We start from the raw sequence: 17,354 nt of genomic DNA, 5'->3' as shown, positions 1-17,354 counted from the left end.
CATCTGCGAGGTACGGATGATGAATGGAACTAAACGAAACACGGTTGTACGCACAAAACACTGTCTTTTGGTTTGCACTGCTTGCGCTAGTGTTTGGAAAGATGGCAAGCGCGAAGGTAAAAGTGGTGGCCAACAATTCATGGAAGATTTATCTAAACTCGCTAAAGATTGGGAGTTGTCTGATGAGTTTGAGATTCAAGAAGTTGAGTGCATGAGTGCTTGCAGTCACTCTTGTGCGGTCTCTTTTGCTGCTGCTGGAAAGTATACTTATCTGTTTGGTGATTTGCCTCCAAATGAACCGGAAAGTGTCGAGGCTGTACTCGAATGCGCGAGTCAATACTATGCTAAGCCGGATGGTTTGTTGCCTTGGTCTGAGCGTCCTCAAGCTCTGAAAAAAGGTGTGTTGGCTAAGATTCCACCACTGGGAAATTAGAGATAAGGAGCGAAAATTTGGCGTTGCTGAACTTGAGTATGAATTCACATTTTTTACCCTTGAGTAAAACATAGACTTTTTGGGTATAACTCAATTCATACTGTCAATCAGCAATGCGATTGTGTGCTTAGGTAAAGGTTCGTAGTGAGGACTTGAGTCCTCTGTTTTGATGAGGACTAAAGTCCTCACTACGAACCTGTCGTTGATGCTTGCATTCTCAACCAGCTAAATACTTGTTCGGCGGTGATATTCAAGGGAATGATTTCGGGTACGGGAACGACATCGCTACCTTCGCAGAATTGCGGTTGTTGATTGGGTAAAAATGCTAAAATCGATCGATCGCCTGGATCGACTAGCCATCCCAACTGACAGCCATGTTCGAGACAGTGAATAATTTTTTTAGTTACGCGGTTTGAGCTTTGTTCTGGCGATAGAATTTCGATCGCCCAATACGGTGCAATTAGCACATTGTCTACTAATTCGCCACTCTCATCAAATTGAATTTGTTCCCACAATAGTACAGAAATATCGGGAACAATCGAGCGCCCGCCAAACGTACACCGCAACTCTGGAAAAGCGTAAGCTATCTTGGGTTCCTCTACCACTTCATTAATGGTACGCAGGAATCGCCCCTGGAGACGAGAATGCTTTGTTTTAGGCATAGGTTTTTGGATGATTTCGCCCTCAATGTATTCGCTGGCTGGTTTAGTTTCTGGCAGTTTCAGAAATTCTTCAAGGGTAATGCGCTCAGTTGCGATCGTCATAAATAAATTCCTCCATGCTAGCGATCTTCAGTATAAGCGAAACAATATTTATCTGGGATACAACTGGTGTTAATTTGCCTAATTTTTGGGAACAATCTGCTGTTTAAATTCAAACACGTTAGGATTTTTGGGGTCATAAAAAGCCCGCAACCAATGCACGTTTGGAGAACCAAAAGTTTCAACTCTGGTAAAGTTTAGCAGTCTGGGGAGTTGAGTGTCATCGTCAAAACGAGGTAAAGGTTTGTCGATGCGGAAATAGTGAGTATCGCCATGCACGAATACGACTTGTCCGGGAAAATTGCGGGTTTCTGTTTCCAGAGTTGCGATAAAATCGTTGTAGCCGGTTATTCTTTTGTCGGTTCGATCGAGTTCAAAGCCCGGATTTGCTTGTGCAACTAACATGATTCCTTTGCTGTTGCTGCGTTTTGCTGAAGCAAAAGATTCTTTAATCCAGGCTAAATTAGCGAAATTGCGATCGGCATATTCTTTATCCTGTTCGGGAGTGCGGCCAAAATTGTTGTTGCTTCCCGGCATATTTATCGCCAAAAATGTTATCCCGTTATAAATCCAGCGGACATTTTCACGATATTTAGCAAACTGCGGATTTTCGCTTTGGCGGGTGAGAGTTAAGGTACGTTTACCTAAACTTTGAGTGCCTTTGTTGAAGATTTCCCGCAGTTTAGCAAGTCTTTCTATGGGATTGTTGTAACTGGCGTTATTTGAACGGTGACAGTCAGTCCATTCGTTATCACCATAGGCGAGAATGAAGGGCATTTCAAATTTATTAAATAACTGCTGGCGGCTGACAAAAGTTGCATCATCGCAGACAGATCCACCGCTTTTGATATCGCCGTCGTGAATGACAAAGGCTGCGGGCGATCGATTGATATCTGCAATCAAATTCGGAAATTTTGCTTCTTGTTCTGCGCTGTAAGGCAAATCGCCAATTAAGGCAAATTCAAAAGGTCGATCGCTCGAACTCTGAGCGTAACTCAAAATACCAAAACCCGTAATTGAGAAGAAAACAATAAAGGCAATAATGAGATATTTTTTTGTCATTTATTTGGGTGTAACTAATCGAGTCATTATAAATTGCGTAATCCGAACAAAGAACCCGGGCTTTTTAAGGAAGATTGAGAGTTTTTAGCCAATGTTTTTGTTGAAAAACCTAGTTTCTAGCCAACGGTGTGCAAGGCATAATGATGATATCATAGATGCCGATAAATCACTCTTAAAAGTTATGACTTTTCGTCGGTTGCTTTCGGTAATTGCCGTGTTTTCGATCGCAAGCTGCGACATCCAAGCGCCAAAAACCAATATACAGCGTACAGAAAGCCGTAGCTTGCGGGGCGGGACGCCATCGCCAATTGCAACACCTGCACCGGCTAAACCCAAGTCTGAGATTAAAGAAGCGCAACTAATTGCTGTCGGCGATATCATGATGCACATTACTCAAACAATCTCGGGCTACGATGCAAAAAAGCAAACATACAATTTTGACAGCTTCTTCGCACCAGTTAAAAGTATCCTGTCAAAGGGCGATTGGGTAACGGGAAACCTGGAAACACCTTTAGCGGGCGAAGATGCGGGCGGATATACGGGATATCCGCTATTTAACGCACCAGTGCAATTACTGGATGCTGCGAAAAAAGCTGGATTTAATATCTTGACAACCGCGAATAATCATGCTTTGGATCGGGGAGAAATAGGGGTAATTAGGACGATCGCAAATTTGGGCGATCGCAAAATTGCATCAACAGGGACAGCCAAGTCTAAAGCAGCGGGCGATAGGATTTTGATCGTCACCAAAAACAACATATCGCTAGCCATGCTAGCCTACAGCTACGGCACAAACGGCATCCCGATACCCAAAGGCAAAGATTACCTAGTTTCGCTAATCGACGAAAAACAGATAATCAAAGACATCGCCAAAGCCCGAAAAAAAGGAGCAGATGCGATCGCAATTTCCCTGCATTTTGGCGACGAATATCAGCGACAGCCAAACACCCAACAAAAACAATTAGTTGAAAACCTTTTAAAAGCGGGTGCAGACATCATTCTCGGCAGTCATCCCCACGTCGTCCAGCCTTACAAAATATTTAAATTCAAAGGAAAGAATGGGAAAACCAGAAAGGCCGTAGCAATTTATTCAATGGGAAACTTCATCTCGGGGCAGACCCAAGATTATACAGACTTAGGTGTAATTGTGCAAATAAATATTCGCAAGAAATTTCCCGAAAAGACTACAGAAATTATCAGCATTAAAACAATTCCGACTTGGGTACACCGCTATACTTTGAACAATAAATCTAAGTATCGCATTTTGCCGTTAGAAACAACCGTCACTCAGAAAAAAGATGCGCTGCTAGCAACTTCGCAGTATCCAGTTTTAAAAGCATATCTACAAGAAATGAACAATCATCTTAACTCATTGAATAACAAAGATAAGACGGCGGTTGAAACCGCGCCTAGACAAACAAATTCCGCCTCCGCGGAATGAAGAAAATAACGCGACAATATTTCGTTGTTACCCGCAGATTCAGAAAAACCTGGTTTCTTGATTGCGGTAGCCGAGAAACCGGGTTTTTTTCGACAATATTTCGTTGTCACCCGCAAATTTATAAAAAACCCGGTTTCTTTAGTCGGAGTGCGTAAGTTGTGATTTTCACTTCAACTGCTGAATTAGCCAATCAATCGCCCCCGACACATCAGCAACCCGCTCAACATTAGGAATCGGAGTCCGCTGCACCATTACAACACGAATACCCAACTCCCTAGCGGCGATAATTTTTGGATATGTCGCTGCACCACCGCTGTTTTTGCTAACAATTGTATCAATCTGATATTCCAAGAGCAATTGCCGCTCGTCCGCCAATGAAAAAGGCCCCCTTGCTAATAATAATTCACCATGAGGAACAAGAGTATTTTGTGCCGGAGGATCGATCGCCCGCATCAAACACCAAACATCCTCCAAACCCGCAAACTCCGCCAATTCCTGCCTCCCAATCGTCAGAAACACCCGCCGAGAATGCCCTGACAAAGCCCTTGCAGCCTCCGAGTGGCTGGCGACTTCAATCCAGCGATCGCCCTCCACGGCCTCCCACGCAGGGCGCACCAGCATCAAATGAGGGACATGACACTCAGCCGCAGCCACCGCAGCATTGGCTGAAATCTGCGCTGCAAACGGATGAGTTGCATCAATTAAAAAGTCGATCGGGCTACAACGCAAAAACTCAGCCAGCCCAGCCGCCCCACCAAACCCCCCAATCCGCACCGTACCCGTTTTTGGGGTCAAAGGCTGTTTAGTCCGCCCTGCAAGCGAAGATATCACCTCGATATCAGCAATTTGAGCAGCTCTGGCAGCTACTTCAATAGCATCACCCGTTCCGCCCAAAATTAATAAGCGTTTTTTCATAAAATTACTTTTAACTGATAAGATTTAACCAACGACCGCAATTTAGGTTAATAATATATTTAAGCTGTTCTGTATTTAAATTGTTCTGTGTCAAAAACAAATCAAAGTCTTGTGGGATGGGCTTCTAGCCCGTCCCAAATACTCAATTTAAATACGCAACAGCTTAGTAAAGTTTCAACTGCCACCAAAGATGATTCGCTCACTTTTCACATTTTTTACAGTATTAATTGTAACCGGGTTAGTTTGGTTGGGAAATATCGCGCCCGCCGCCGCACAACTACAAGCAACAGAGCTCACCCCTCAGCAGCAGGAATTAGGAGAACTTGTTCAGAAAGCTTTTGAGGCTACAAACGAAGGCAAATTTCCCGCCGCAGAAACTTTGTGGACAGAAATTATTGACAAATTTCCCTCACAAGCCGCCGCTTGGAGTAACCGAGGCAATTCGAGAGTCAGCCAAAACAAACTACAATTAGCAATTGCTGACTACGAAAAGGCGATCGAACTAGCTCCGAATGCTCCCGATCCCTACCTAAATCGCGGCACAGCCTTAGAAGGTTTAGGACGCTGGGAAGAAGCGATCGCCGACTACAATCATGTGCTAGAATTAGACCCGAAAGATCCAGCCGCCTACAACAACCGAGGTAACGCCGAAGCAGGTTTAGGACAATGGGAAATAGCAATTAAAGACTACAGCAAAGCTTTTGAATTGGCGCCCGAATACGCCTTTGCTCGTGCCAATCACGCCCTCGCACTTTATCAAAACGGGCAAACCAAAGAAGCAATTCGCAACATGAAAAACATTGTCCGCAGATATCCCCAATTTGCGGATATGAGAGCAGCCCTCAGCGCCTGTCTTTGGGAGGCTGGACAGCGCGGTGAAGCTGAGAGCAATTGGGTGGCCGCAGTCGGTCTCGATTCCCGCTACAAAGACCTCGATTGGGTGGCAAAAACCCGCCGCTGGCCGCCAGTTGTAGTTAGCGCTTTAGACAAATTCTTGAACTTGAAATAAGATTAGACGGCGGTTCATTAGACGGCGGTTGATTAGACGGCGGTTGAAACCGCGTCTACACAAACCAAACCCGCCGACGCGGGTTGAAGATTATACGGCGGTTGAAACCGCGTCTACATAAACCAAACCTGCCGACGCAGGTTGAAGATAAAACGGCGGTTGAAACCGCGTCTACACAAACCAAACCCGCCGACGCGGGTTGAAGATAAAACGGCGGTTGAAACCGCGTCTACACAAACCAAACCTGCCTCCGCAGGTTGAAGATAAAACGGTTAAAATTATGTTATTTTCTTGAGTCCGCGGAGGCGGACATCGTTTGTGTAGACGCGGTTTCAACCGCCGTCTGAGCGGACATCGTTGGTGTAGACGCGGTTTCAACCGCCCTCTTTCTTAAGTCTGCGGAGGCAGACATTGTTTGTGTAGACGCGGTTTCAACCGCCGTCTAATTCTCCAATGTACCGACGCGGTTTCAACCGCCGTATAATTCTCCAATTCGTGCAGCATTCAACTCCTCGATATTCCTAAAAATCGCCGCAGCACCAGCTTTTTTCAGCGCCGCAGCATAGGCTTCACAGCGAGCAGAATCATCCAAAACGTGAGGTGGCAAAATTCCTGCACCCAGCCAAATCCGATTCGGTTGCAATTCCCGCGCCTTCACCACGGTGTAAATATCGGCAACCGTATCTCCGGCGTAAATCACGGGCAAATTGCTTTCTAAACCGTGCCGATTTTCCAACTGTTCAATTGTCGAGAAAAGTCCAGTCGGATCTGGTTTTCCCGGTGCATCTTCCATCGCGACTAACACGGGGGAATTTAAGCCGAGTTTCCCTTCCAAAACATAAGCTGCTTCATCGTGCATCGCGCCACTAAAAAATCCCCAAGCAACGCCTCCAATTGTTAGATTTTCCAGGTAAGCTGGATTTAACAGCAGCGGTTCGTCACAAATGTAACCAGTCCAATTTTTATCGTCATTCCCGCGATAGCGACTTTGGAAAAAAGCGACTAATTCGTCATATTTGAAATCGAGTTGATTTCGCGATCGCCCAATTCCATCAAAATAACGGCAAACTAACTCCAAAGACGCTTCCCAGTCATTATTCCACACACCCTCAGACTTCAGAGAGTCGATATCGATCGAATTCGGGCGAAAAGCACCAGCCGTGAAATGTTCTACCGCATCTGCGATCGCCCTTCGATAGGAACCGGACACATCCCGCACCACACCATCAATGTCAAAAACTAAAATAAATCTGCTCATAACTTAATTATCCCTGTACCTGGGGCGAGTGAGTGGACAAATTTTATTGGTTTCGGGCCCCTAAGCAGCGGGAAACCCAGCCCTTCGACAAAACTTTTAATCGCCGATGAGCCATTATTGAACAGAATGTGCTACGCTTAGCGATTGTAGAAATTTTTAATAAGTTCGATCGGAACCCTGGAGGTTTGCTTGTCCAAGTTCATCTTAAAAGTTCTCTGGCTAGAAGAGAATGTTGCCCTCGCCGTTGACCAAGTTGTCGGTAAAGGAACTAGCCCGCTGACAGCTTATTTTTTCTGGCCGCGCAAGGATGCGTGGGAAGAACTCAAAAACGAACTCGAAGCCAAACACTGGATTGCTGACAACGATCGCGTCGAAGTCCTCAACCAAGCTACAGAAGTAATCAACTACTGGCAAGAAGAAGGCAGACGGCGCCCGATGACTGAAGCTCAGTCAAAGTTCCCTGAAGTGACTTTTACCGGCAGCAACTAAGCCTAGCTTTCAGTTGCTACCCAGATAAATTGCCTGTGATGGCTAACAGGAGAACGAGAGAGGGGGAGAAGGCGAGAGGATTTGCTTTTTCCACCTCGTCCTGAAAAATACACTTTAAATGCGCTACAGCCGATCGAGGTATTGCCCTTTTCAAGGGCGGTGAGGTATGTCAGGTAATGGGTAATGGGTAATGGGTAATTGGTAATGGGTAATTGGTAATTAGTAATCACTTGAGTGCACTAACTTAAGAAGCGCTATATTAACTCGAATTTTCAGACATAATCGGGTTCTGAGCCTGGTAGATTTGAGATGAGAGATTTAAGATTTATCTAAAACAAAGCTCTAAGTAGATAAGGGCAAAAACATCGTATCTACAAGATACTATTGTTTTTTACTAACAACTGACAACTAACAACTGACAACTGGCAACTGTCAACTGTCAACTGTCAACTGTCAACTGTCAACTGACTTCTTCCCGGAACTTATGGGCGCCGAAAGCACGATCGACCAAACCGAACAAATGCCGCTGGTAGTCAATCCCGACATTCTCCAGCAAGCCATCCTCTACAAAATTAACACTCGCGTCACCGCACGCGGAGAATTAGTTTTCCCCTGCGTACCGGGAATGGTAAACCACTATCTCAAGTCAATCGAAAAGCTATTTAGCACCCTCGACAGACCCCTCCCAGAAGACCGTAAAGAGGAACTCAGAAAGCTTTTAGCGACTAAATTAGAACAGGGCTACCGCACTTCAACAGCATCGATGATGATTCTGCAATACGAATCAGTGCAGCCGCCACAAACCGGTTTAGCTTGCAAAGTAATTGTCACTACTTCAACAGTAGGAGAACAATATAAAAGCTGGGTTGACACCAGAGAACCGCCTCTATTTGGTTCCCATCCCGATGCAAAATTGATGGCAACGGCTGCTAAATTGGGAAATCCCGATCGCATCCGCATCTTAGACGTGGGGGCCGGTACCGGGCGCAATACCTTACCGCTGGCGAGATTGGGCTATTCTGTAGATGCGATCGAGCTAACCCCAGCTTTTGCAGAACAATTGCAAACAGCCGCCACGGCCGAAAACCTTCCCGTCACAGTAACAGAAGGCGACGTGCTCGATCCCTTAATGCGGATGAAACCAGCCCGCTACCAACTTGCAGTTGCCGCCGAAGTCATCTCACATTTTCGAGACATCGATCAAGTACGGCTTTTCCTTGCCAAAATGTGCGATTTCCTCTGTCCCGGAGGCGTGTTGCTCTTCAGCACATTCTTAACCGTCGGCGACTACCAGCCAGACGCCCTCGTGCGACAAGTTGCACAACTTTCCTGGTCTACTTTATTCACGCCCCAAGAGCTCGCCGCCGCCATGGAAGGCTTACCCTTAGTCCAAATATCCGACGAATTGGTGTGGGAATACGAACGCCACCACCTGCCAAAAGAAGCCTGGCCGCCAACGCCTTGGTTCCCGAGTTGGGCCACAGGTAGAGATGTCTTCCCGATGGCAAATGGACGGCCGCCCATGGAATTGCGCTGGATTTTGTGCCGTCGCAGCTAATACTATTTTCGATCTGAGGTACGTTGTTGCGCTTCAGCGCTCTTTATAATCTTAGGAAAGAGCGCTTTCATTGCAACAACGTACCTTGATTTAATGGTATTTCTTCTGTAAAACCTAGATCCACCCGGAGCGCTGAAGCGCAACTACATACCTTCGGAGCGCTGAAGCGCAACTACGTACCAAAGAGAGCGCTGAAGCGCAACTACGTACCTTTTTTTATTGTGATTGTTCCGTCTTGGACTGATTTATAAGCTGCCCCAGCAATCAAAACCTTTGAGATAGGCTGATAGTTCCATCAAGTCTTTTTATTTTCACAGCATAAAGCCGACTTATTGTCAAATGTTACGGAGCCGACACACAAAAATTTACAAATATATATATTAAAATGTAAACATAGCGAAGTAAAATCGCCCGTGGGTGAGAAACCCGGTTGCTGATTAGATCCTATCTTGGCAAACCTGTGATTGCTTGCGATAAATTGGGTCGATCTGGCGTTGAAATTACGTAAAATTCGATACGCTATCTAAAATCGGTGCAACTATACTTAACAATGAATCAACAAAACCTATTCCTCCAGATAGACGACGCTTTAGGGGAAGAGGATTAAACCATAGATTAGCTCGCTAATTGGCGAAGCTCCTGAGACACAAATATGCTTTTAACACGTCCACTACAAGCGTTTGGAGCAATCTTCGGGCACAAACCTTTCACAAAAAGATCGATCGAGCAAAAAACCAGTAAAAATTATTTAGAGGGGAATAGTTATCCCGCTCCAAACCAACAACTAGACTGGTATATCATCCAACTGGAAACGCTGATGAGTAACGCAAAATCTAACTGCACCGATGGAGAGATTGCCGCTTGGCTGCGGGGATTGCTGACAATTGCTTGGGCTGACGGCAACTTTGACGAAAACGAGCAAAAAATGATTGCTAGCCTGACTCAGGATGAACTAAATCCGGTATCTTTTGAGACCGGTTTTGAACCGATTACCGCAGAGGAACTAGCTGCTGTATTCGGGACAGGTACCGCCAACGGGGAGAATTTTTTGAGAACAGCAGTCATGGTAGCCTTAGCAGACGGTACTTACTCTCTGAGCGAAGACGAGGTACTTTACAAGTTTTGCACAGCTTTGGGTCATAACGTGGAGGCGATCGAATCTCTGCGACACACGATCGAAGACAGCAACTCTCAGCCCCAAGGGCCAAGCAGCCAAACAGCCGTTGATTATGCAGCAACACCGCTTTCTGGGCGGCCTCAACCTCAGCAGAAAAATGTCCTGACACCCGTGAAAGACTGGCTTGACGGCTGGGAAGTTCACGATCCGAGAGTGGCACGTTTTGTCTGCAAAATGATTCCACCGCAGTGTCCGTTTGAGCGAGATGTCGTATTATTCGGCCGCAAAATCGTCCACATTCCACCGATGTGCAAGCTTAACCCGCTGTACGAACAATTGGTGGGGATGCGCTTTCGAGCTCTCTGCTATTTGGCAGATGATTGCAAGGAAGATGTATCGTCATATTGTTAGGGGAATTGGGCATTGGGCATTGGGCATTGGGAATGGGGAATGGGGAATTGGTAATTGGTAATTGGTAATTGGTAATTGTCAATTTTGTGAGATTTTCGATTAATGACTGTATGCTATGAACCAATGACTCCTAATTAGTTGAGTAGGATGGTGAATTTCTGTTTTGTAAAAAGCATTTTTTCTTTGAGTGCTGTCCCTGCTCGCGTGATTATATAAGCACTAGAACGGGGACAGCACTACATACAAAAGTAAAACACATCCTACTCCCTACTCGGGAGTAGGATGTGTAATTCACACCAAAAGATAAACATTTTACTTGGATCTGGTATCATAACTAATGACTACTGACTAATGACTACTGACTACTGACTATTGACCAATAATTATTGATTAAATTATGCAATTTATCGATCGCGCAGATGTTCAAGTCGCAGCCGGCAAAGGCGGCGACGGTATGGTAGCTTTTCGCAGAGAAAAGTATATACCGGCGGGCGGGCCAAGCGGCGGCACCGGCGGGCGGGGCGGTTCTGTGTTTATGGTGGCGGTGGAAAGCCTGCAAACGCTGCTGGATTTCCAGTACAACCGGATTTTTAAAGGCGAAAACGGGAAGAAGGGCGCGCCGAAGAATATGACTGGTGCTTCAGGAGCCGATCGCACGATCGAAGTTCCCTGCGGTACAGTAGTTTACGATGCGGAAACTCAGGCAATTTTAGCAGATTTGGTGACGCCAGGACAGACTTTTTGTGTTGCCAAAGGTGGTAAAGGCGGTTTAGGAAATAAGTGTTTTCTGACAAATTCTAACCGCGCTCCAGATTATGCGTTACCGGGAAAAGAAGGAGAACACAAGTTTTTGCGCTTGGAATTGAAGCTGTTAGCTGAAGTTGGAATTATTGGTTTGCCGAATGCTGGCAAATCTACGCTAATTTCTGCTTTGTCGGCGGCGCGTCCAAAGATTGCAGATTATCCGTTTACAACTTTAATTCCGAATTTGGGCGTAGTCAAAAAACCAACCGGCGACGGTACTGTTTTTGCTGATATTCCAGGATTAATTGCCGGGGCTCACGAGGGCGCGGGTTTGGGTTATGAGTTTTTGCGGCACATTGAACGGACTCGGTTGTTGCTGCATTTGGTGGATATTACTGATGAAGATCCGATCGCAGATTACGTCACAATTCAAGAAGAATTGAAAGCTTACGGGCGAGGTTTGGGCGATCGGCCGCAGATTTTGGCTTTTAATAAGGTAGATGCGATCGATCTTGAGGATGAGGAAATTGGAAATGCGATCGCGCGATTGCAGGAAATCAGCGGTGCTCCGGTGTTGATGATTTCGGCTGTGAGTCGAGTTGGGTTGGATGAGTTGATGCACCAAGTTTGGCTGAAACTCGATGAGATGAATGAGGTTGAAGCGGAGGCGCTGTCAGCAGTCGGAGTCTTGTAGCCCTTATTTCCTGACATAGGGATTGAAACCGTTATCTGTGAAGATTGACACAATCAAAAACAGCAAAAAAACCAAAATTCCCGATCGGGGATTTTGCATTATTTTTGGCAATTGATATCAGAAACCAGTTGTATTAATCTTTGCATAATTCCCAGAAACCGGGTTTCTTCCGAAATCTCTGGCCACCAACCTAGGTTATCTGAGAAACCCGGTTTCTTAATCTTTGCATAATTCCCAGAAACCGGGTTTCTTAACTAAATGAACGCGATTATGGCTTGACAACAATAATTCCCTTACCTGGGCCCGAGAAAATTTCAACGTGAGCGACTCGCCCAGTCCCAGAATAAAATCTGACTTCGGCTTTCGCTTCAGAAGGCATTGATTTCCAACCACCATTAGAGGCAACTAGAATAGTTTTTAATCCATCATTCCAGTCAATTATAATTTGGTTGGGACTCTGCTTGATCGAACAGCCTATTGTTTGAGCCTGCGTTTGATTCTGTCCGTAAAAACTGCATTTAGAGCTATAATTTTCACCAGAATTTCTCGTCTGGGCTTGAGTATTGGTACAGAAAGCTATTGTCGAACCTAGTAGCAAATTAGCCACTAAAAATGTTTTATAAAATAAAGATAACTTAAGTTTCATAGTTGGGCGCTCCAGATACAAAAATGCGGTATTCGTTCAAAATTCAGACAGTGAAATTGAAACCAGGATAAAAATTCAACAAACCTTGTTAACTCTCAAATCTTCTTAATGTCCTCCCAACACCAGAATACAACCAACATTAGCCGATCGCACATTCCACTCAAACTCAACAATACAAACAATCGCAGCAACCATAATATCGGATAATTGGGAAGCAATTAACCTCCGCCACCAGCATGAGTATTGACCAACTAAACACAGACTACAGCATCGCCGGCCACCTCACCTTCGCCAGCGGAAACGGCGGTTTCCCGATGATTCACATCGACAACGGCCAAGCCAAAGCCTTGATATCTGTGTATTCCGGCCAAGTGCTCTCCTTCCAACCAGCCACCGAAACCGCAGATTTGATGTTCCTCAGCGACAAAGCCTACTACGCCGAAGGGAAAGCCATCAAAGGCGGTGTACCCATCTGTTGGCCTTGGTTTGGCCCAGATCCCGAAGGCTTGGGCCGCCCAGCCCACGGGTTTGTCCGCAATCGCCTCTGGAATGTCGTCAACACCGGTACAACTCCTGACGGCGCCACCCAAGTCACCCTAGGCCTCAAGGATACCGAGGAAACTAGAGCAATTTGGCCCCAAGCTTTTGAACTGGCGATCGCAATTACGATCGGCACCACTCTCACAGTAGAATTAATCACCCGCAATCTCGGCGACAAAGCATTTCCCCTCACCCAAGCCTTCCACACCTATTTCCTAGTCGGAGACATCAACCGCGTGCAGGTGTTGGGTTTAGAAAACAGCCAATATCTTGATAAAGTTGACGGTGGAGTCGAAAAAACTCAAGTAGGTGCAGTCGTAGCTGTCGGTGAGGTCGATCGAATTTATCTCGATGTCACCAACGAATTCGTCATAGACGATGCCGCCCTCAATCGTCGGATTCGGATTAAATCATCTGGCAGTAAATCCGCCGTTGTGTGGAATCCCTGGGTGAAAATTTCTGCAAGCATGGCCGACCTTGATGATAGCGATTATCAGCGTTTAATCTGCGTAGAAACGACCAATGCGGCGACGGATATTGTCGAAGTCCCCGCGAAAGGCGAGTTCCGCTTAGCGGCAGTTTACAGCGTTGAGCATGATTAAGCAATGAGAGTTTAATCTCAGCGGTGATGGGGCTATAATTTCCATTGTTGGATTGAAAAACTCTGTCACCGTAATGCCTAAGTCTTACCCTCAGAGATATTGCTATAATGAGATATCAAGATAAGTTATGGAAAAATCAACAGCTAATATCGTTTAAGCTTGGATCGGAATGATTTAACCGCAGAGAGCGCAGAGAACACAGAGTCAGAAAAGAGAGAGATGAATAATTCTAATACCAATGAATTTGATATAATATCCGAATATACTGAGTGGCAAAGTACCGAGTGGCAAGACTATTCATTAACGCAACTTTTCTACGAAGATGATGAAATTGAATATTCCTTGGAAGATGCTCAAGAAATCTATCAAATTAATCAATTTAAATCTACATAATGGATACAAATAAAAGACCATTCTTTGTCGTAAAATAAACCTCAAAGAACAAAAAAGTGATTTTTCTTATTGGCAAACTCAATCTTATCAAGCCAGACTTAAGGCATTAGAAGAAATTCGTCATAGTTATCACCAATGGAAATACAAAAATACTGAATCAAGACTTCAAAGAGTTTATACAATTTCTCAACGATAATCATTAATTACTATGGCAAAAGACATATTTCATAACACCGTCAAAATCGCTCTTCAAAAAGAAGGTTGGCAAATCACCCACGATCCTTATCAACTGCGCTATGGTATAGCTGATATCTACATTGACTTAGCTGCCGAATCAGCGATCGCAGCCGAAAAAGAAGGCAGTCAAATCGCAGTAGAAGTAAAAAGCTTTATTAGTGGCTCTAACATTTCAGCATTTCACACGGCTCTTGGTCAATTTCTAAACTACCGAATTGCCATAGAAGTTTCTGATGAACCAGGGCGTATTTTGTATCTAGCAGTACCTAGAGATGCTTATCAAACCTTTTTACGTTTTGAACCAGCAAAAACAGTCATTCAGCGATATCAGGTTCGGTTAATTGTTTATAATCCAAATAGTGAGGCTATTGAACAATGGATAGAATAAATGAGTATCGCCAAATTGTTTGTCAATTTCTCGAAGACTTCGCCAAAGACGACACCCAAGCTCAGTTAATTTTTGACCATTCACGCGATCGCTATTTGGTGATACATCATAGTTGGCGCGATGAATATCGCATATATGGTTGCGCCATGCACTTAGATATCATCGAGGGCCAAGTTTGGATTCAGCAAAATAGCACCGAAGTCTTCATCGATCAAGAGCTAATTCAGCGCGGTGTCTGTAACAAAGATATCATTTTGGGATTTCGCTCACCCACAATCCGCAAACATCTTGCCGCTATCCTAGACAGTCAAGAAAGTGATACAGTTTGACAAGGCTTTTAACAATGGGCAATTGATAATTGGATCGAAACCGGGTTTAACTCCCTCACCTATAATATGGATTGTTTGAGGGTAGGGTTTGAATCTCCATCCAAAAAATTCACTGTCAACTGTCAACTGTCAACTGTCAACTGCTATACTTACCATCAATGATTATGCAAAACTATAACTGGACAAAACTGCAAAATGGCTCAGATATTCGCGGTATCGCCCTCGAAGGGGTTCCCGATGAAAAAGTTAACCTCACTCCCGAAATTGCGACAATTTTAGGTCAATCCTTTGTCAGTTGGCTGGTGCAAAAAGTCAATAAACCTGCGGAAAAGTTGATAATTGCGATCGGGCGTGACAGTCGCCTATCCGGGCCAACTTTAATGCAAGCAGTCATGGATGGTATAGCCTTAGTTGGTTCTACAGTATATGACTTTGAAATGGCATCAACTCCCGCCATGTTTATGAGTACAATCACTCCAGGTTTTGAGTGCGACGGCGCGATTATGCTGACTGCTAGCCATTTACCTTTTAATCGCAACGGCTTAAAGTTTTTCACCGCTAAGGGTGGATTACAAAAAAAAGATATTACCGATATCTTAACATTTGCCGAAACCAATGAGTTTAAAAAAGCTGCCGTTTTCGGTACTATTACCAAGCATGATTTTATCTCAGTTTATGGCAACCAATTTGTCGAAAAGATTAGGGAATCAGTCAATCATCCCGATAATTTTGAGCAGCCGCTGACAGGCTTGAAAATTGTTGTGGATGCGGGGAATGGTGCGGGCGGATTTTATGTGGATAAAGTCTTAAAGCCTTTGGGTGCAGACACTACCGGCAGTCAATTTTTAGAACCGGATGGTACATTCCCAAATCACGTGCCGAATCCCGAAGATAAACAGGCAATGCAGTCAATTTGTCAAGCGGTAATTGCCAATCAAGCTGATTTTGGGATTATTTTTGATACGGATGTCGATCGCAGTGCGGCTGTGGATCAATTTGGCAAGGAACTGAATCGCAATCGGTTAATCGCGTTGATTTCGGCGATCGTCCTACAAGAGCACCCAGGCTCTACCGTCGTTACGGATTCTATCACATCCGATGGTTTAACGCAATTCATCGAACAGGATTTAAAAGGAATTCACCATCGCTTTAAACGCGGTTACAAAAATGTGATTGACGAGTCGATTCGCCTCAATGCAGCGGGACAGGAATCATGGCTGGCGATTGAAACTTCTGGACATGGCGCTTTGAAGGAAAATTACTTTCTGGATGATGGCGCTTACTTGGTGAGCAAATTATTGATTGAATTGGCTAAATCCAAATTAGCTAATCAATCTTTGCCGGATTTAATTGCGAATTTACAAGAACCTGAAGAAAGTGCAGAGTTTCGGATTAAAATTGGTGTGGATGATTTCAAAGCTCAGGGAAATTTGGTAATTGAGAAACTGCAAGAATTTGTCTCAACCCAAGCCGACTGGGGAATTGTACCCAATAATTACGAAGGTTTGCGAGTTTCCTGCACGTCAGCTAGCGAATCGGGCTGGTTTCTGCTACGCTTGTCACTGCACGATCCGGTGATGCCTTTGAATGTTGAGTCGAATGTTAAGGGTGGTGTTGCTCAAATAGTCGATCGCCTTTTAGCTTTTTTCCAAACAACAGAATCTCTTGATTTGTCGGCACTATCGAGTAGATAAAGAAGACGGCGGTTGAAACCGCCAGAAAGATAAAGAAGACGGCGGTTGAAACCGCCAGAAAGATAAAGAAGACGGCGGTTGAAACCGCGTCTACACAAGCAAAGTCCGCCTCCGCGGACTGAAGAAAATAACTGAAGAAAATAACGCAATTTTCACCGTCAATTCTTCAACCTGCGGAGGCACGTGCAAGTTTGTATAGACGCGGTTTCAACCGCCGAGTTTTCTATTAATAAACCAAACCCAAGGAGGGATTTTATCATGTGGCTTTTAATCATTAAATGTTCTGCGGAAAGCTGGACTCTCAATTCCAAAGCTTTCAAAGTCATTGCTGACAAATATCCGGCTACGCCTCTTTCTTCCAAAAAGATGAAAGGCGACGGTGAACGCATCATGGAATATAAACTGGAAAATGTCAATGATGTAGAGGATTTTATGGAAGAATGCTTGACTTTAGAGGGTTTTACCGCCACTTTTGAATCTCTGTAAATCTCAAATCAAAAAGGTACGTAGTTGCGCTTCAGCGCTCTTTCATAGATTAGGATGAAAGAGCGCTAAAGCGCAACAACATACCTCAAATCAAAAAGGTACGTAGTTGCGCTTCAGCGCTCTTTCTTATATTAGGATGAAAGAGCG

18 protein-coding genes are annotated in these 17,354 nt (G+C 44.8%); 13 read left to right on the top strand and 5 right to left on the bottom strand.

Going from position 1 to position 17,354, the window contains the following annotated elements; translation table 11 throughout:
- Window positions 1–16 precede the first annotated feature (16 nt).
- Entirely contained in the window at window positions 17–433 is a 417-nt protein-coding gene (locus JGK11_RS08580; protein ID WP_325314915.1) for a DUF1636 domain-containing protein, read from the top strand.
- 188 nt (window positions 434–621) lie between these two features.
- On the opposite strand, the gene JGK11_RS08575 is transcribed toward JGK11_RS08580, so the two are convergent.
- Entirely contained in the window at window positions 622–1,197 is a 576-nt protein-coding gene (locus JGK11_RS08575) for a Uma2 family endonuclease (protein ID WP_293181267.1), read from the bottom strand.
- A 78-nt stretch (window positions 1,198–1,275) separates the two neighbouring features.
- On the bottom strand, window positions 1,276–2,256 hold the full coding sequence (locus JGK11_RS08570) for a metallophosphoesterase (protein ID WP_293181270.1): 981 nt from the start codon (window positions 2,254–2,256) through the stop codon (window positions 1,276–1,278).
- Between the two features lie 181 nt (window positions 2,257–2,437).
- Here JGK11_RS08570 and JGK11_RS08565 point away from each other — a divergent pair, with 181 nt between their 5' ends.
- On the top strand, window positions 2,438–3,697 hold the full coding sequence (locus JGK11_RS08565; protein WP_293211259.1) for a CapA family protein: 1,260 nt from the start codon (window positions 2,438–2,440) through the stop codon (window positions 3,695–3,697).
- Window positions 3,698–3,862: 165 nt separating this feature from the next.
- Here the strand turns inward: JGK11_RS08565 and JGK11_RS08560 are convergent, their stop codons facing one another.
- Window positions 3,863–4,612 (bottom strand): cobalt-precorrin-6A reductase, encoded by a 750-nt coding sequence (locus JGK11_RS08560; RefSeq protein ID WP_293211256.1) that lies wholly within the window; start codon window positions 4,610–4,612, stop codon window positions 3,863–3,865.
- 190 nt (window positions 4,613–4,802) lie between these two features.
- Between JGK11_RS08560 and JGK11_RS08555 the strand changes: the two genes are divergently transcribed.
- Window positions 4,803–5,621 carry a tetratricopeptide repeat protein gene (locus tag JGK11_RS08555; RefSeq protein WP_293192275.1) on the top strand — a complete coding sequence of 273 codons (819 nt, stop codon included), beginning with the start codon at window positions 4,803–4,805 and terminating at the stop codon, window positions 5,619–5,621.
- Window positions 5,622–6,090: 469 nt separating this feature from the next.
- Here JGK11_RS08555 and JGK11_RS08550 read toward each other — a convergent pair whose 3' ends face one another.
- Complete coding sequence (locus JGK11_RS08550) at window positions 6,091–6,879, bottom strand: TIGR01548 family HAD-type hydrolase (protein ID WP_293211253.1); 789 nt, start codon at window positions 6,877–6,879, stop codon at window positions 6,091–6,093.
- A 177-nt stretch (window positions 6,880–7,056) separates the two neighbouring features.
- Between JGK11_RS08550 and JGK11_RS08545 the strand changes: the two genes are divergently transcribed.
- From JGK11_RS08545 to obgE, 4 genes are all read left to right on the top strand, one after another.
- The gene (locus JGK11_RS08545; RefSeq protein ID WP_293181450.1) at window positions 7,057–7,368 is read left to right on the top strand and encodes a 30S ribosomal protein PSRP-3; all 312 of its coding nucleotides are present in this window, start codon (window positions 7,057–7,059) and stop codon (window positions 7,366–7,368) included.
- Window positions 7,369–7,852: 484 nt separating this feature from the next.
- Complete coding sequence (locus tag JGK11_RS08540; protein WP_293181286.1) at window positions 7,853–8,926, top strand: class I SAM-dependent methyltransferase; 1,074 nt, start codon at window positions 7,853–7,855, stop codon at window positions 8,924–8,926.
- A gap of 652 nt (window positions 8,927–9,578) precedes the next feature.
- Window positions 9,579–10,454: a Mo-dependent nitrogenase C-terminal domain-containing protein gene (locus JGK11_RS08535; RefSeq protein WP_293204948.1), complete on the top strand. Its 876-nt coding sequence runs from the start codon at window positions 9,579–9,581 to the stop codon at window positions 10,452–10,454.
- Between the two features lie 397 nt (window positions 10,455–10,851).
- Window positions 10,852–11,892, top strand: a complete 1,041-nt coding sequence (gene obgE, locus JGK11_RS08530) for a GTPase ObgE (RefSeq protein ID WP_293181292.1) — start codon at window positions 10,852–10,854, stop codon at window positions 11,890–11,892.
- 268 nt (window positions 11,893–12,160) lie between these two features.
- Here the strand turns inward: obgE and JGK11_RS08525 are convergent, their stop codons facing one another.
- Window positions 12,161–12,538: a hypothetical protein gene (locus JGK11_RS08525; protein ID WP_293192273.1), complete on the bottom strand. Its 378-nt coding sequence runs from the start codon at window positions 12,536–12,538 to the stop codon at window positions 12,161–12,163.
- 236 nt (window positions 12,539–12,774) lie between these two features.
- On the opposite strand from JGK11_RS08525, the gene JGK11_RS08520 reads away from it, so the two are divergent.
- The 6 genes from JGK11_RS08520 to JGK11_RS08495 all read left to right on the top strand — a co-directional run bounded on the left by JGK11_RS08520 (window position 12,775) and on the right by JGK11_RS08495 (window position 17,207).
- Window positions 12,775–13,680 (top strand): D-hexose-6-phosphate mutarotase, encoded by a 906-nt coding sequence (locus JGK11_RS08520; protein WP_293211250.1) that lies wholly within the window; start codon window positions 12,775–12,777, stop codon window positions 13,678–13,680.
- Between the two features lie 219 nt (window positions 13,681–13,899).
- On the top strand, window positions 13,900–14,073 hold the full coding sequence (locus JGK11_RS08515; RefSeq protein ID WP_293181301.1) for a hypothetical protein: 174 nt from the start codon (window positions 13,900–13,902) through the stop codon (window positions 14,071–14,073).
- A gap of 208 nt (window positions 14,074–14,281) precedes the next feature.
- Window positions 14,282–14,698, top strand: a complete 417-nt coding sequence (locus JGK11_RS08510) for a XisH family protein (protein ID WP_293181304.1) — start codon at window positions 14,282–14,284, stop codon at window positions 14,696–14,698.
- Window positions 14,686–15,027, top strand: coding sequence for a XisI protein (locus JGK11_RS08505; protein WP_293192269.1), 342 nt, complete (start codon window positions 14,686–14,688; stop codon window positions 15,025–15,027). The genes JGK11_RS08510 and JGK11_RS08505 overlap by 13 nt, the downstream gene beginning before the upstream one ends.
- 164 nt (window positions 15,028–15,191) lie before the next feature.
- Window positions 15,192–16,721: a phosphomannomutase/phosphoglucomutase gene (locus JGK11_RS08500; protein WP_293211247.1), complete on the top strand. Its 1,530-nt coding sequence runs from the start codon at window positions 15,192–15,194 to the stop codon at window positions 16,719–16,721.
- 258 nt (window positions 16,722–16,979) lie between these two features.
- Window positions 16,980–17,207: a hypothetical protein gene (locus JGK11_RS08495; RefSeq protein ID WP_293181313.1), complete on the top strand. Its 228-nt coding sequence runs from the start codon at window positions 16,980–16,982 to the stop codon at window positions 17,205–17,207.
- The last annotated feature ends 147 nt before the right edge of the window (window positions 17,208–17,354 follow it).

It is taken from the genome of Microcoleus sp. PH2017_34_RAT_O_A, from assembly GCF_020737885.1.
In the GTDB taxonomy this organism is placed as follows: domain Bacteria; phylum Cyanobacteriota; class Cyanobacteriia; order Cyanobacteriales; family Microcoleaceae; genus Microcoleus.
This window is presented reverse-complemented; position numbering and strand designations above follow the sequence as displayed.